This is a genomic window from Pseudomonas sp. CIP-10, from assembly GCF_020911845.1.
GTDB classification, from domain to species: domain Bacteria; phylum Pseudomonadota; class Gammaproteobacteria; order Pseudomonadales; family Pseudomonadaceae; genus Aquipseudomonas; species Aquipseudomonas alloputida.
Map to the genome: position 1 here is coordinate 656,163 of NZ_CP087160.1, position 15,025 is coordinate 671,187.

Sequence of the window (15,025 nt, forward strand, 5' to 3'; positions counted from 1 at the left end):
GCAAATCAATGACTTGAGTCATTTTTACGGGGCTGATCAAGGGCCGCTGTACCGGTGCCGGTACGCCTGGGGTGACATTTTGTGCCGTTTGCGACACATCACAGGCGTGTGCATTGCAAAGCCTACCCGGGTGGAGGATGCTGGGCTGACGCTCTATCTGCGGAGAATTACAACAATGCAGAGCAATCACTTCACGCGCCATGCCCGGCAGGTGCATAGCGTTGCCCATGGTGGGGCCGGGGAGGGCGGCAGTGACCCGTCCATCGCCCGCTCCTGGCTGCGCTGCCTGGAGGATTACCACCTCGACCCGGCGGTGATCGAAGCGCCGGTGGTGCTTGAGCATGGGCGCCTGCTGGAAAGCCGCGAGCGCCTGCATCAGGTGCTGCAAATTGCCGACCATGAGATGAACAGCCTGCACCAGCAGCTTTCCGGCGCAGGCCACGCGGTGCTGTTGACCGACGCCCGTGGGGTGATCCTCAATTGCGTCAGTACCCCCACCGAGCGGCGCAGCTTCGAGCGTGCGGGGCTGTGGTTGGGCGCTGACTGGAGCGAGGCGCGCGAGGGCACCAATGGCATCGGCACCTGCCTGGTCGAGCGCCAGGCGCTGACCATCCATCAGAACGAGCACTTCCGTGGCCGTCACACCGGGCTGACCTGCTCGGCCAGCCCGGTGTTCGACCCGCATGGCGACCTGCTGGCGGTACTCGACGTGTCCTCTGCGCGCCCCGACGTATCGCGGCAAAGCCAGTTCCACACCATGGCGTTGGTCAACCTGTCGGCAAAGATGATCGAAAGCTGCTATTTCCTGCGCCATTTCGAGCAGCAATGGTTATTGCGTTTTCACCTGCAAGCCGAGTCGGTCGGCCTGTTCAGCGAAGGCTTGCTGGCGTTCGACGGCGATGGGCGCATTTGCGCTGCCAACCAAAGCGCACTGAACCTGCTGGGCACGGTACGGGGCGGCGTGCTGGGCAAACCGTTGGCGTGCTTTTTCGCGTGCAGCCATGACGAAATGTTCAGCCGTGCCACGCCCGGCGGCAGTACTGCCTGGCCGCTGCGCACCCTGGACGGTCGCCAGGTGTTCGCCAGCCTGCGGGGGCAGGCCCGGGCGCCGGTGTGGTCGGTGCCGGCCGCCCAGCCGCGGCCCGCAGGTGAAGTGGAGCCGCTGGTCTGTCTGCTGGACCCTGCGTTGCAAAATGATTTCCGCCGCAGCGTGCGGGTGTTCGAGCGCGATGTGCCATTGCTGCTGCGCGGCGAGACCGGCTGTGGCAAGGAGGCCTTCGCCCAGGCTGTGCATCAGGCCAGTGAGCGGCGCGGCAAGCCGTTTGTCGCCATCAACTGCGCGTCTATCCCGGAAAGCCTGATCGAGAGTGAGCTGTTCGGGTACCGCGGCGGCAGTTTTACCGGCGCGCGCAAGGAGGGCATGCGCGGCAAGCTGTTGCAGGCCGACGGCGGCACCTTGCTGCTGGACGAGATCGGCGATATGCCGCTTGCCCTGCAAACCCGACTGCTGCGGGTACTGGAGGAGCGCCAGGTGGTGCCGATCGGGGGAGAGCCACAGGCGGTGGACGTGCGCATCGTCAGCGCTACGCACCGTGACCTGCTGGAACGGGTTGAACAGGGCAGTTTCCGCGAGGACCTGTATTACCGCCTCAATGGCCTGGAGGTCGCGCTGCCGGCGGTGCGCGAACGCAGTGACAAGGCGCAGTTGCTGGACTTTCTGCTACGCCAGGAGACGCAGGGGCAACGGATAGACATCGAGCCCAGGGCGCGGCAGGCGCTGCTCGCATTTAACTGGCCGGGGAACGTGCGGCAGATGCGCAATGTGCTGCGTACCCTGGTAGCGCTTTGCGAAGATGCCCGCATCACCTTTACGGACCTCCCCGCAGTCATTCGCGCCAGCCCACCTCCCGTGGGGGCGGGCGAGCCCGCGAAGATGTCCGACCAGGCAATAGAGGGCGAGGGCGTTGCCCTCGTTCGCGGGCAAGCCCGCCCACACAGGTCCGGCGGTGCCGCTGAGATTGTGGGTGAATCTGGAGGGACCGAGGTTCTGCTCGACGCAGAGCGGCAAGCGCTGAAGGAGGTACTGGAGGCAAAACACTGGCATCTCACCCGTGTCGCCGAGCACTTGGGCATCAGCCGCAATACCTTGTATCGAAAACTGCGCAAACACGGCATTACCAGGGGTGACTGAGCGAAACAGCGGGTGCGATTTGTCGCGCCCTGGGCTACCCTGCCTCGATGTTTTGCGAGGTCGACCATGCATATTCACATTCTCGGTATTTGCGGCACTTTCATGGGTTCGCTGGCGGTGCTGGCCAAGGAACTTGGCCACCGCGTCACTGGCTCCGACGCCAACGTCTATCCCCCAATGAGCACCCAGCTCGAAGCCCAGGGTATCGAACTGACCCAAGGCTATGACCCGGCCCAGCTGGATCCGGCGCCAGACCTGGTGGTCATCGGCAACGCCATGTCGCGCGGCAACCCAGCGGTTGAATACGTGCTGAACAAGGGCCTGCCCTACGTCTCCGGCCCGCAGTGGCTGGCCGACCACGTGCTGCAAGGCCGCTGGGTGCTGGCCGTTGCCGGTACTCACGGCAAGACCACCACCAGCAGCATGCTGGCCTGGGTGCTGGAGCACGCCGGCATGAGCCCGGGCTTCCTGATTGGTGGCGTGCCGCAGAACTTCTCGGTGTCGGCCCGCTTGGGCGACACGCCGTTCTTTGTGGTGGAAGCCGACGAGTACGACAGCGCCTTCTTCGACAAGCGCTCGAAGTTCGTCCACTATCACCCGCGTACCGCAATCCTCAACAACCTTGAGTTCGATCACGCGGACATCTTCCCGGACCTGGCCTCGATCGAGCGGCAGTTCCACCACCTGGTGCGGACTATCCCCAGCGAAGGCCTGGTCATCCACCCGACCACCGAGCAAGCGCTGGAGCGTGTGATCGGCATGGGCTGCTGGACCCCTGTGCAAACCACCGGGGAGGGCGGCCAGTGGCAAGCCCGCCTGCTCAGCCCAGATGGCTCGCGCTTTGAAGTCCTGTTCGAGGGCGAAGTGCAGGGTGTGGTGGACTGGGCGCTGACCGGCCAGCACAACGTCGCCAATGCCTTGGCCACCCTGGCAGCAGCGCGTCATGTAGGCGTGGTGCCGGCCATGGGTATCGACGGCCTGAGTGCGTTCAAGAGCGTCAAGCGGCGCATGGAGAAGGTTGCCGAAGTACAAGGTGTGACCATCTACGATGACTTCGCCCACCATCCGACCGCCATTGCCACCACGCTCGACGGCCTGCGCAAGCGGGTGGGGGAGGCGCCTGTGATCGCGGTGATCGAGCCTCGCTCCAACTCGATGAAACTCGGTGCCCATCGTGACGGCCTGCCAGAAAGCGTCAACGACGCCGACCAGGTGATCTGGTATGCACCGGCCAACCTCGGCTGGGACCTGGCCGCCACCGCTGCGCAGTGCAAGGTACCCAGCGTGGTGGCCGACAGCCTCGAAGCGATCATCGAGCGGATCAAAGGCCAGGCTCGCCCAGGCACTCATGTGGTGATCATGAGCAACGGCGGCTTCGGCGGCCTGCACGGCAAGCTGGCCGAGGCGCTGAAGTGAACGGGCCGGAACGCATCACCCTGGCCATGACGGGCGCCTCGGGTGCCCAGTATGGCCTTCGCCTGCTCGATTGCCTGGTACGCGAAGACCGCGAGGTGCACTTCCTGATCTCCAAGGCCGCACAGTTGGTGATGGCCACCGAGACGGATGTTGTGTTGCCGGCCAAGCCCCAGGCGATGCAGGCCTTCCTGACGGAATACACCGGCGCGGCCGATGGGCAGATCCGTGTGTATGGCAAGGAAGACTGGATGTCGCCGGTAGCCTCGGGTTCTGGCGCCCCGGCGGCAATGGTGGTGGTCCCCTGTTCCACTGGCACCTTGTCGGCCATCGCCACTGGCGCCTGCAACAACCTGATCGAGCGGGCTGCCGACGTCACCCTCAAGGAGCGTCGCCAGCTGATCCTGGTGCCACGCGAAGCGCCGTTCTCCACCATCCACCTGGAAAACATGCTCAAGCTGTCGCAAATGGGCGCGGTGATCTTGCCGGCGGCTCCGGGGTTCTATCACCAGCCGCAGACCATCGACGACCTGGTCGACTTTGTCGTGGCGCGTATCCTCAACCTGCTGAACATCCCCCAGGATATGTTGCCGCGTTGGGGCGAGCACCACTTCGGGGTGGATGATTGAAGCGAGCACTGGCGGGATTGCTGGCGCTGGTGATGCTGGGTGGGTGCGCCACGGTGCGCACGCTGGATGCCAACAAGCCCGGCGCACCGGTGGTGTATGCCGGTACCCGGCTGGATTGGTATGTGATCAATGGCGGGTGTTGCCCGCGGGATCATTACGGGGCGGACGCTCCGGCGTATCCGCGCCTGGATCTGCCGGGGAGCATGTTGCTTGATACCCTGCTGCTGCCGTTGTCTTTGCTGACAGCGGCCGGCATAGGCTTCCAGGCTAGCGGCGGCCTGTGATGGCCTTTGCGGGCACAGGCGCAGCCTAGATCCTGCCCAACCTGCGCAATTCATCCGACTCCACAACCCGCACGCCGTCTTCTTCCTCCAGCGCCAACCGCCACAGGGCACGGGCCAGGGTACAAGCCTCGATTCCCCGGTATTTTCCGGGTATGAACCGGGAAAACGGTGCAACTAGCTGTTCAGTCAGCCGTGGCTCCAGTCGCTCGCCCAGCAGGAACGAGGGCCGCACGATGGTCAGCTGTGGCCAGTCCTGAGCCTTGAGCGCTTCTTCCATCTCGCCCTTGACCCGGTTATAGAAAATTGACGACTTAGGGTCGGCGCCCACTGCACTGATCACCAGCAGATGCCGTGCGCCCATTTCCCGGGCACGCTTGCTGAAGGCGACCACCATGTCCAGATCCACTGCGCGGAAAGCCGATTCGGAACCCGCCTGCTTCAGTGTGGTGCCCAGGCAGCAGTACGCGATGTCGACCCGCCCGGCCAGTTGCGGAAGGAATACCGCCGGGTCGCCCACCGGGTTTTCCAGGTGCGGGTGCTCGGCCAATGGCCGGCGTGTAGGCGCCAGGACACGGGTGATGGTGGGCTCGTTGAGCAGGCGGTCTAGCAGGTGTTCACCGGTCAGGCCGGTGGCTCCGGCAAGCAGGACATGCTGAGGCGTCAAGTACATGATGTCTCTCCCTTGTTACACACAAGTCTAGTGAGTGCCGGGCATTTTTGCCTGTTCCCTCACGTTGGCCTGTGTGGTGTTACGCAATGCTTCTTCGGCTTGTTGCTGGCGCAGGTGATGCCAGTGCTCAAGCACGGCCGGCGGTGCCCACAGCTGCGGCTCGGAGGCCTCGAAGCCTTCCCTTTGTTCTCTTTCGGCAACGCTGGCACGTGCCAGTTCAAACGCCTGTTTCAGGTCGTCGGTCTGGTTCAGCGCTTCAGCGAACAGGGCATCGCCAAAGTAGGTGAAGTCGGCTTCCTCCGAGCAACCGAAGGAGACGCGGTCGGCCCGGGCAGCGGTCATGATGAGCGTGCGCTCGTCTTTGAGCGGAGCGATATAGCCCCCTGAATAGCAGGCGGAGATGACGATGACCTTGTCGCGATCCTTCAGCGGCGCCAAGGCAGTGGCCAGCTCGTCAGCGGCCAGGTCGGCCAGTTGCAGACGGGGCTGGTCGAGCACCAGCTGGTGGTCCTGGCTGCCATGGCTGGTGAGGTAGATGAACACCAGGTCTTCGGGGCCGCTGCGCTCTGCCAGGGTGGCGGCAGCGCGGGAGAGGTTTTCGCGGGTGGCCATGGGGCGTGTGGCCATGTGGTCGCGGTGGTTGACCAGGGTCACTTGGCCACGGGCGCCAAAGCGCACCTTTAGCAGGTTGCTGACGTAGTCGGCTTCGCGCAGGAATACGCTTTGCTGGCCATCGCCGGCCACGACCAGGCTATACAGCTGGATCGGTGGCGCCGAGCGAGGTACCCGAGCCAGCGCCTCGTCCAGCAGCCGGCCCTGGTTGAGCAACGCCAGGTCCAGTGGGTCTGGCAGCAGCTTGCCATTCTGGTCGCGCACGCGCACGCCGTTGGCCCATGTTCCGCTTTCGACCTTGCCACTGGGCAGAATCAGCCGCCCATGGCCATGGTAGGCATCGTTCAGGAAACCGCCGATGTACTTGCTGCCGTCGGCCAGTTGCAGGCTGCCCTGGCCCGACAGACGCCAGTCGGCGAACTCACCCTTGTAGTGGCTGCCATCGCTGCCCAGCAACTCGCCTTCGCCGATCAGCGAGCCGTCCTTGAATTCACCGATCCACACGTCGCCATCAGCATTTTCGTAGCGGCCTCGGCCCTCCAGGCGGTTGTCCTTGAACTCGCCGATGTACTGCTCGCCATCAACGCTGTCGTAGGTGCCGGCGCCTTGTAGCTGGCCGTTGACGAAGTGGCCGCTGAACTGGTTGCCGCTGGCATCGCTGCGCACCCCGGCGCCGTTAGGCTTGCCCTTGGCGAACAGGCCTTGGTAGCGACTGCCGTCGGCCAGTTCCAGTTGGCCTGCACCGTCGTACAGGTCGTCCTTGAACTGACCGCGGTATGTCTGGTCGGCTTGCTTGAGGGTGCCCTCGCCGTCGCGGCGGCCGTGGCGGAAGGTGCCGCTATAGTGGCTGCCTGGGGTGATCAGGTCACCCAGGCCCTGAAACAGCCCCTCGGCGAACTGGCCGCGGTAGACCTCACCGTTCTGGCCATGCCATTCGCCCTGGCCGTGCCACTGGCCGTCCTTGAAGCTGCCGGCGTACCAGCTGCCGTTGGGGTAGTCGATCCGGCCCTCACCCTGCAGCAGGCCATCGACCACCTGCCCCCGGTAACGCCCACCGTCAGGCAGCCGTGCGTCCGGCGGGAGCAGCGATTCGCCATCGCCACAGGCGGCGAGCAGCAGGACCAGGGTAATGGGGAGCAATGGACGCATGGCGATGACCGGGCAATAGGTCTGCCGAGTATGACGCAGAATGGGATCCTGAGACAGCGAGCCCCTGTGTCGGCGCACAGGCCTTGTACCCGGCGCGAACCCTGTAGGAGCGGCTTCAGCCGCGAACACCGGCGAAGCCGGTGCCCTCCACCGTGTTGCATTGTTCGCGGGCCCGCCCGCTCCCACAGGTGCCACGTTGCCTTCAAGGTGCAATCAGCGCACACCTGGTGAAACGATGATCTTCACGTTCTCCTCTTTGTTGTTCACCAGTTCCTCGAAGCCCAGCTCGACAATCTGCTCCAATCCGATCCGGCCGGTTACCAGCGGGCGAATATCCAGCCGACCATCAGCAATGAAGGCAATCACGTCAGCAAACTCGCCGTTGTACGCCAACGCCCCCAGCACCTGTTTCTCGGTGGACACCAGCTCGAAGAAGTTGAACTCGCTGGGCTCTTCGAAAATACCCACCAGCACGCACTTGCCTGCTTTGCGGAGGGTGTCGATGGCCAGCTTGGCCGTATGTTTGTTGCCGATGCACTCAAAACTCACATCGGCGCCCAGCCCTGCAGTCAGTGCGCGGATTTCCGCCAGGGCATCGCACTGGCTGGGGTCCAGCACCACGTTGGCGCCAACCTCTTTGGCCTTGGCTTTGCGTGCTGAGGACATTTCCAGGGCGATAACCTGCGCTGCGCCCGCGGCTTTGGCGCACATGATGGTGCAAAGGCCGATGGTGCCGGCCCCCACCACTACAACGGTTTGCCCAAGCAGGCTGCCGGCCTTTTTCACCGCGTGCATACCCACCGCCAGCGGTTCGATCAGTGCCCCGGCTTCGGCAGGGAAGCCCTGCGGCAGCCGGTAGAGCAGGTTGGCGGGCACGTTGACCAGCTCGGCGAAGGCACCGTTGTTCATCAGGCCGGTGAACGCCAGGCGTTCGCAGATGTTGTACAGGCCATGGGTGCAGTAATAGCAGGTACCACAATGCTGGCACGCGTCTGCCGCCACCGGGTCGCCTACGGCATAGCCTTCCACGCCTTCGCCAAGCTTGGCGATGTGGCCGCAGAATTCGTGGCCGAGGATGCACTGGCCCTGAATGCCGGTCAGCGGGTGCGGGGCCTCTACCGGGATGAACACCGGGCCGGCAACATATTCGTGCAGGTCGGAGCCGCAGATGCCGCACCAGTCCACCTTGATCTGCACCCAGCCCGGCGCTGGGTCGGCCGGCAAAGGTACCTGTTCGACACGAATATCGTTGCGGCCATGCCAGACGGCCGCGCGCATGTGGGTGTGGCTCAGGTCATTCATTGTTGTTCTCCAGGCTCACGAAAAGGGCTTAGTGCTTGCGCAGGAATGCGAGCAGTTGCTGGTTGACCTGTTCGGCCGCCTCCATCTGCACCATGTGGCCGGCCTCTGGCAGCACCAGTACTTCGGCCTCCAGGCCCTCGGCATGGCTGGCCGGGATGATCGCATCCTTGCCACCCCACACCACCAGTGCCGGGTGATTGCCAAGGACCCCGCGCAAGTCGTGGCGCTGCCGGTCGCCGTCGGCGAGCGCCCCTGCCAGCTGCTGCAGGGCCTGGTCCACACCTTCCAGGCGCTTGAACTTGAGCATGTCCTCCAGCATTTGCCGGGTGACCAGCGCCGGGTCGGCAAACAATTGCACCATCTGCGGTTTGAGTGCATTGCGGTTGGCCGCGGTGACGAAACCTTGCAAGTACTGCCCGTTGATCGCTTCGCCCAGACCGGCGCTGGCCACCAGGCTCAGGCTGGCCACCCGCTGCGGGGCCAGGCGCGCCACGTTGAGGCTGACGGCACCGCCCATGGAATGGCCGGCCAGGTGGGCCTTGGCGATGTCCAGGTGGTCGAGCAGGGCGAGCACGGTTTCGCTCAACTCATCCAGGTCGCCCCGCTGCAGGGCCTTGGCCGACTCGCCGTGGCCCGGCAGGTCGAGGGCGATGACCCGCCGCTCGGCAGCCAGCGCCGGGTGGTTGAACAGCCAGTTGTTGAGGTCACCGCCAAACCCGTGCACCAGCACCAGCGGTGTGCCGCCTTCACCCAGCTCGAACCAGCGCAGCAGGCGCCCGCCGACTTCCGCCTTCTGAGGGGCCGGCCCCTGGCTCTGGTCGGCGCCGCCTTCGGCGACGAACTCGGCCTGGAAGCGCTGTACCACGGCATCGATCTCGGCCTCTTCTGCTTCGCCTTCGACCACCACCGCCAGCAGTGCGCCGACGGGCAGGGTTTCATCCGGCTTGGCCACCTGGCGGCGCAGCACGCCGCTGAACGGCGCTTCGACGCTGCTGCTGATTTTGTCGGTCTCGACGTCCAGCACTTCGTCGCCCTTGCTGATTTCGTCACCTTCCTGCTTGAGCCAGGTGTCCACCCGGCCCTCGGTCATCGACAGGCCCCATTTGGGCATGGTCAGGGTATGGATCTGGCTCATGCGGCACTCCTTGCGGCTTCGATCACCTTGCGCACGGCGGCTTCGATCTTCGCCGCGTCAGGGATGTACAGGTCTTCCAGGGCGTCGGAGAACGGCACCGGGGTATGTGGCGCGGTGACCATTTCGATCGGCCCCTTGAGTGCGCCAAAAGCCTTCTGTGCCACCAGCGCGCTGATGTCGGTGGCCATCGAGCAGCGCGGGTTGGCTTCATCGATCACCACCAGGCGGCCGGTCTTCTCCACACTTTCCAGAATGCTGTCCTCGTCCAGCGGGCTGGTAGTGCGCAAGTCCAGTACCTCGCAGTCGATGCCCTGGCGGGCCAGGTTGTTGGCGGCCTCCAGCGCCACATGCACCATGCGCCCGTAGGTAACGAGGGTCACGTCGTCGCCATCGCGCAAGAAGTTGGCTTCGCCGAACGGTACGGTGTACACCTCTTCCGGCACCTCGCCCTGCATGCTGTACAGCAGTTTGTGTTCGCAGAAGATCACCGGGTCGTTGTCGCGGATCGCCTGGATCAACAGGCCCTTGGCATCGTAAGGCGAGGATGGGCACACCACCTTCAGACCGGGGATGTGCGTCCATAGCGAAGTGAGCATCTGCGAGTGCTGGGCTGCCGCACGCAGGCCGGCGCCATACATGGTGCGCATCACCAGCGGGGTCACGGCCTTGCCGCCGAACATGTAGCGGAACTTGGCGGCCTGGTTGAGGATCTGGTCCAGGCAGCAGCCGGCGAAGTCGACGAACATCAGTTCGCACACTGGGCGCAGGCCCTGGGTGGCGGCACCGACGGCCGCGCCGACGTAGCCGATTTCCGACAGCGGCGCGTCAAGCACGCGGCCGGGGAATTGGTGATACAGGCCTTTGGTCACGCCCAACACGCCACCCCAGGCGTCATCCTCGCCGGGCGCACCGGCGCCGCCGGCGACGTCTTCGCCAATGATGAACACTGTGCTGTCGCGACGCATTTCCTGGGCCAGGGCTTCGTTGATGGCCTGCTGGTAGCTGATCTTTCTTGCCATGGTGGTTCTCCTGTTGTTCTTGTAATCCGCGGCTCAGGGGTAGGCGACGTAGACGTCGGTGAGCAGGTCGGCGGGCTGTGGCTTGGGATCGGATTTGGCGCGGCGTACGGCGTCTTCGATCAGGTCCTCGACGCGGGCGTCGATGGCGTCCAGTTGCTCGGCCGTGAGCAGGCCGGCGCGGGTGGTCTTGTTGCGAAATTGCATGAGGCAGTCGCGGGATTCGCGCAGGTTCTTCACTTCATCAGGGGCGCGGTAGGTTTGCGCATCGCCTTCGAAATGGCCGTAGTAACGGCTGAGCTTGACCTCGATCAGCGACGGCCCTTGCCCGGAGCGGGCGCGCTCGATGGCAGCGCCGGCGGCCTCGTAGACGGCAAAGAAGTCAAAGCCGTCGATGGTGACCCCTGGCATGCCGAAGCCGGCAGCGCGGTCGGCAATGTGGTCGCAGGCTACGGACCAGTTGGAGGCAGTGGCCTCGGCGTAGCCGTTGTTCTCGGCCACGAAGATGCAGGGCAGGTTCATGATCGACGCCATGTTCATGGCCTCGAACACGGCGCCCTCGTTGGATGCCCCATCGCCGAAGAAGGCTACCGACACGTCATCGCGGCCCTTGAGCTTGGCCGCCAGCGCCGCCCCGGCCACCAGTGGTGCGCCGGCGCCGACGATACCGTTGGCACCGAGCATGCCCTTTTCCAGGTCGGCAATGTGCATCGAGCCGCCTTTACCACCGCACACGCCGGTCTTCTTGCCGTAGATCTCGGCCATCATGCCGTATACGTCCACGCCTTTGGCGATGCAGTGGCCATGGCCGCGGTGGGTCGAGGCGATGCAGTCGCTGTCGCGCAGGTGGGCCATGACCCCGGCTGCAGAGGCTTCTTCGCCGGCATACAGGTGGACGAAGCCGGGAATTTCGCCGGTGGCGAACTCCACATGCAGGCGTTCTTCGAAGGCGCGGATGGTCCGCATGACTTCATAGGCATGCAGCAGTTGATCAGTACTGAGTTGATTGGACATCTTGTTGTTCTCCGGGGTTGTCTCAACACGGGTTTGCAGGGTGCAACCGGTGGCCGCGCGGGACGGCCAGCAGGTGGTGGCGGGCGGCATGCGCCAGCACGGCCTCGACGTCCACACTGAGTGGGCCTTGGTGGTCGAGGGTGATGGTGGGGGTGTCATGCTCGGCAAATTCGATTTCGCGTTCGCCGTCCAGGGCCAGGGTGCCGCTGGCGAGGCTCAGGCGCTGGGCGATGCCGGGTGTCAGCGGACCGCAGGCCGTGATGCCGCAGGCTTGCAGCAGGCCGGGCGCCAACGGCGCCAACAGTGCCTGTTCGGCGTCGGGGGCCAGGCGTACCCAGGCGCCGTGCGGGTCTTGCCGTGACACCGGGCACCATAGGCCGCACAGGGCCGACAGGCCGATGGCGTGGGGTTCGGCGAAGCAGGCGAAGACTTCGCAGAGGTCCTCGCTGCGGCTGAGCGCACGGGCACCGATGAAGCGCTGCGGCGACACGGCCACCTCGACCAAGGCCCATTCGGCCAGCTGTTGTTCAGGCACGTTCACCAGTAAGCGTTTGTTGCGGCGCAAGCCGATGCTGGCCGGTACCCGGCCACTGGCAAGCAGGCCACCGGCCAGGCCCGCGCTGGTGGCTTCACGAAGTTCGGGGAAGGCGTTGTTGGTGCCGGTGGACAGGGTCAGCAGCGGCACGTCAGCGGCCTCGGCGGCGACCGCCTTGTGGGTGCCATCACCGCCCAGCACGGCGATCATCGCCACGCCGCGCTCGACCATGCGCCGGGTTGCCAGGCGGGTATCGGCCACGGTCTGGGTCAGTGGCAGGTCGAGGATCTCGATGGCCGGCCAGTGCTGGTCACGGGCCCCTGGGCCCTGGCTGGCCTTGAGCACTGCGGCAGCGATGCCGGTCATGTCGCTGGGCAACAACACCTGGCCAATGCCGGTGGCGCCGAAAGCGGCCAGCAGGCGCTGGATAGCCGAGGCCTTGTCGGTGCTTGAATAGAGCCCGGCATTGGCGGTCAGGCGGCGCAGGTCGCGGCCAGAGGCAGGGTTGGCAATGATCCCGACAATCGGGGCGGGTAGCGGCATGGCGCACCTCGTATTTTTGTTTGCAAGGGCAGGAGCAAGCGGGGTGCCAGCTTTCTTCGCGATGGCTGAAGTGGCCGGGCTAGAGGGTTCTGGTCGTGTTCGGGCAGGTCTTCACGGGTGTGGCGGCGAGACGCCGGGTGCCAGCGCCGGGCCAGCGTTGCCGAGACGCTGAGACGCTGCGTCTCAAGCCAGCCGGTAATCACACAGTGCTTGTCGGGGCATGCCCAGAGGCGCTTAATGGCCGGACAACGATAAAAACAGCAACGAGAACCGGAGGGCCTGAATGCTTGCCGCGAACTCCCGAGCCCATGTGGACTGCGTCAGCAGGGTGTTGAAGAATGCCGACCGCCTGCCGCAGGCGCCGGTACCACCGCTGATCCTCGATTCATGGCGTCGCTCCATGGATGTGTACCGCCTCGACCCCGGTTCCCAGCAGGGGCCGCGGATCCTTTCCCAAAGCCTGCTCAACGAATGCCGCGAACGCGCCGAGCTGTTCCTGCGCATCGCCAGCGATGCCGTGGCGCGCTTGCACGAACGGGTGCGCGGCGCTGACTACTGCGTGCTGCTTACCGATGCCCAGGGGCGCACCATCGATTACCGGGTCGAGTCGGCCATCCGCAACGACTGTCGCAAGGCCGGGCTGTATCTGGGGACCTGCTGGTCGGAAGGCGAGGAGGGCACATGCGGTGTGGCGGCGGTGCTGACCAGCAAGGCCCCGGTCACGGTGCACAAGCGCGATCACTTTCGCGCCGCCTTCATCGGCCTGACCTGCACAGCGGCGCCGGTGTTCGACCCATTGGGCGAGCTGCTGGGCGTGGTCGATGTGTCGGCCTTGCAGTCGCCGGACGATCGGCGCAGCCAGCACCTGATCCGCCAACTGGTCGAGCAGACCGCCCGCGAGATCGAAAACGCTTTCTTCATGCACAGCGCCCAGGGCCACTGGGTGATGCGCGCGCATGGCACGCCGGGCTATGTGGAGAGCCAACCCGATTACCTGCTGGCCTGGGATGCCGATGGCCGTTTGCAGGCAATCAACAGCCTGGCGCGGCAACGGCTGGTGGAGCGCCTGGGGCGCTTGCCTGAGCATATTGGCGAACTGTTCGACATCGACCAACTGCGCCGGGTGAGCGCGTCGTCCGCCCAGCGCCTGCCTGGTCTGGGCGGTTTGTATGGCCGGGTCAGCGCACCGCAGCAACGCCAGCGTGCGCAGCCTTTGCGCCAGGCCCAGGACACCCGTATCGAGCAACACCTGCGGTTGGCCACGCGGGTCAAGGACTGCAACCTGGCGGTGCTGGTACTGGGTGAGACCGGGGCCGGCAAGGAGGTATTCGCCCGCCAGCTGCACCAGCAAAGCCAGCGCTGTGATGGCCCGTTCGTTACCCTGAACTGCGCGGCCATTCCGGAAACCTTGATCGAGAGCGAGTTGTTCGGCTATGTGGCCGGGGCCTTCACCGGGGCTTCCAGCAAAGGCATGCAAGGGCTGTTGCAGCAGGCCGATGGCGGCACGCTGTTCCTCGACGAGATCGGGGACATGCCGCTGAACCTGCAAACCCGCCTGCTGCGGGTGCTGGCGGAGGGCGAGGTGGCGCCGCTGGGTGCGGCGCGGCGGGAGCGGGTGGATATTCAGGTGATCTGTGCGACCCATCGCGATCTGGCGGCGATGGTGGAGGACGGGCGATTTCGTGAAGACTTGTACTTCCGCCTGGCCAATGCCCGCTTTGAGCTACCCCCCTTGCGTGAGCGTGATGACCGGCTGGGGCTGATTCACCAGTTGCTGGCCGAAGAGGCTGCGGCCTGCGGGGTGGAGGTGGTGTTGGCGGATGACGCGCTGCAGGCGCTGCTGGTTTATCGCTGGCCGGGCAATTTGCGCCAACTGCGGCAGGTGTTGCGGTATGCCTGTGCGGTGAGTGAAGGCGGGCAGGTGCGGCTTCAGGATCTGCCGCAGGAGGTGCGCGGTGAAGCGGTTGGCTCGGCTGAAAGCGGGGTGTCGTGCCCGGCACGGCAGTTGTTGCTGGACGCGCTGATTCGCCATCGCTGGAAGCCGGCTGATGCGGCGCGGGCTTTGGGTATTTCGCGGGCGACGCTTTATCGGCGAGTGCATGAGCATCGCATCGACATGCCGCGGATGAAGGGGTAGAGCCCTGGGGGCGCGCTGCGCCCCTTTCGCGACGCAAGGCCGCTCCCACAAGGACGGCGTCAGTCCTGAGGCATGCGCGCAACCTGTGGGAGCAACTGTCTTGCTCAATTTCTAAAAGCTGGCGCGATCTCTGTGGGAGCGGCCTTGTGTCGCGATAGGGCCGCAACGCGGCCCCAGCTTCAGGCAGGCAATAAAACAACCTGGCACAGAGCCGGGGTGCCCACAAGGACGGCGTCGGTCCTGAGGCATGCGCGCAACCTGTGGGAGCGGCCTTGTGTCGCGATAGGGCCGCAACGCGGCCCCAGCTTCAGGCAGGCAATAAAAAACCCCGGCACAGAGCCGGGGTGCCCACAAGGACGGCGTCGGTCCTGAGGCACGCGCGCAACCTGTGGGAG

At 65.1% G+C, this 15,025-nt stretch carries 12 protein-coding genes; 5 read left to right on the forward strand and 7 right to left on the reverse strand.

Annotated elements, in window-relative coordinates:
* Window positions 1-175 precede the first annotated feature (175 nt).
* The 4 genes from LMH93_RS03000 to LMH93_RS03015 all read left to right on the forward strand — a co-directional run bounded on the left by LMH93_RS03000 (window position 176) and on the right by LMH93_RS03015 (window position 4,517).
* Window positions 176-2,191: a sigma-54-dependent Fis family transcriptional regulator gene (locus tag LMH93_RS03000; RefSeq protein ID WP_230064818.1), complete on the forward strand. Its 2,016-nt coding sequence runs from the start codon at window positions 176-178 to the stop codon at window positions 2,189-2,191.
* Between the two features lie 66 nt (window positions 2,192-2,257).
* On the forward strand, window positions 2,258-3,607 hold the full coding sequence (gene mpl / locus LMH93_RS03005) for a UDP-N-acetylmuramate:L-alanyl-gamma-D-glutamyl-meso-diaminopimelate ligase (protein WP_003255349.1): 1,350 nt from the start codon (window positions 2,258-2,260) through the stop codon (window positions 3,605-3,607).
* Window positions 3,604-4,233 (forward strand): flavin prenyltransferase UbiX, encoded by a 630-nt coding sequence (gene ubiX, locus LMH93_RS03010; RefSeq protein ID WP_003255348.1) that lies wholly within the window; start codon window positions 3,604-3,606, stop codon window positions 4,231-4,233. Before mpl ends, ubiX begins: the two co-directional genes overlap by 4 nt.
* Window positions 4,230-4,517, forward strand: coding sequence for a YceK/YidQ family lipoprotein (locus LMH93_RS03015; RefSeq protein WP_004577011.1), 288 nt, complete (start codon window positions 4,230-4,232; stop codon window positions 4,515-4,517). The genes ubiX and LMH93_RS03015 overlap by 4 nt, the downstream gene beginning before the upstream one ends.
* 25 nt (window positions 4,518-4,542) lie before the next feature.
* On the opposite strand, the gene LMH93_RS03020 is transcribed toward LMH93_RS03015, so the two are convergent.
* The 7 genes from LMH93_RS03020 to LMH93_RS03050 all read right to left on the reverse strand — a co-directional run bounded on the left by LMH93_RS03020 (window position 4,543) and on the right by LMH93_RS03050 (window position 12,493).
* Window positions 4,543-5,187, reverse strand: a complete 645-nt coding sequence (locus tag LMH93_RS03020) for an oxidoreductase (RefSeq protein ID WP_010951825.1) — start codon at window positions 5,185-5,187, stop codon at window positions 4,543-4,545.
* Window positions 5,188-5,214: 27 nt separating this feature from the next.
* Window positions 5,215-6,948: a C13 family peptidase gene (locus tag LMH93_RS03025; RefSeq protein WP_221100834.1), complete on the reverse strand. Its 1,734-nt coding sequence runs from the start codon at window positions 6,946-6,948 to the stop codon at window positions 5,215-5,217.
* A gap of 213 nt (window positions 6,949-7,161) precedes the next feature.
* Window positions 7,162-8,226 (reverse strand): 2,3-butanediol dehydrogenase, encoded by a 1,065-nt coding sequence (locus LMH93_RS03030; RefSeq protein WP_230065343.1) that lies wholly within the window; start codon window positions 8,224-8,226, stop codon window positions 7,162-7,164.
* Window positions 8,227-8,278: 52 nt separating this feature from the next.
* A complete protein-coding gene (locus LMH93_RS03035) occupies window positions 8,279-9,385 on the reverse strand; it encodes an acetoin dehydrogenase dihydrolipoyllysine-residue acetyltransferase subunit (RefSeq protein WP_003255342.1) in 1,107 nt (368 codons plus the stop codon).
* A complete protein-coding gene (locus LMH93_RS03040; RefSeq protein ID WP_010951829.1) occupies window positions 9,382-10,404 on the reverse strand; it encodes an alpha-ketoacid dehydrogenase subunit beta in 1,023 nt (340 codons plus the stop codon). Before LMH93_RS03040 ends, LMH93_RS03035 begins: the two co-directional genes overlap by 4 nt.
* A gap of 33 nt (window positions 10,405-10,437) precedes the next feature.
* Window positions 10,438-11,415 (reverse strand): thiamine pyrophosphate-dependent dehydrogenase E1 component subunit alpha, encoded by a 978-nt coding sequence (locus tag LMH93_RS03045; RefSeq protein ID WP_003255338.1) that lies wholly within the window; start codon window positions 11,413-11,415, stop codon window positions 10,438-10,440.
* Window positions 11,416-11,437: 22 nt separating this feature from the next.
* The gene (locus LMH93_RS03050; protein WP_180688909.1) at window positions 11,438-12,493 is read right to left on the reverse strand and encodes an ATP-NAD kinase family protein; all 1,056 of its coding nucleotides are present in this window, start codon (window positions 12,491-12,493) and stop codon (window positions 11,438-11,440) included.
* A 283-nt stretch (window positions 12,494-12,776) separates the two neighbouring features.
* Here LMH93_RS03050 and LMH93_RS03055 point away from each other — a divergent pair, with 283 nt between their 5' ends.
* Complete coding sequence (locus tag LMH93_RS03055) at window positions 12,777-14,630, forward strand: sigma-54-dependent Fis family transcriptional regulator (RefSeq protein WP_003255335.1); 1,854 nt, start codon at window positions 12,777-12,779, stop codon at window positions 14,628-14,630.
* Window positions 14,631-15,025: the final 395 nt, after the last annotated feature.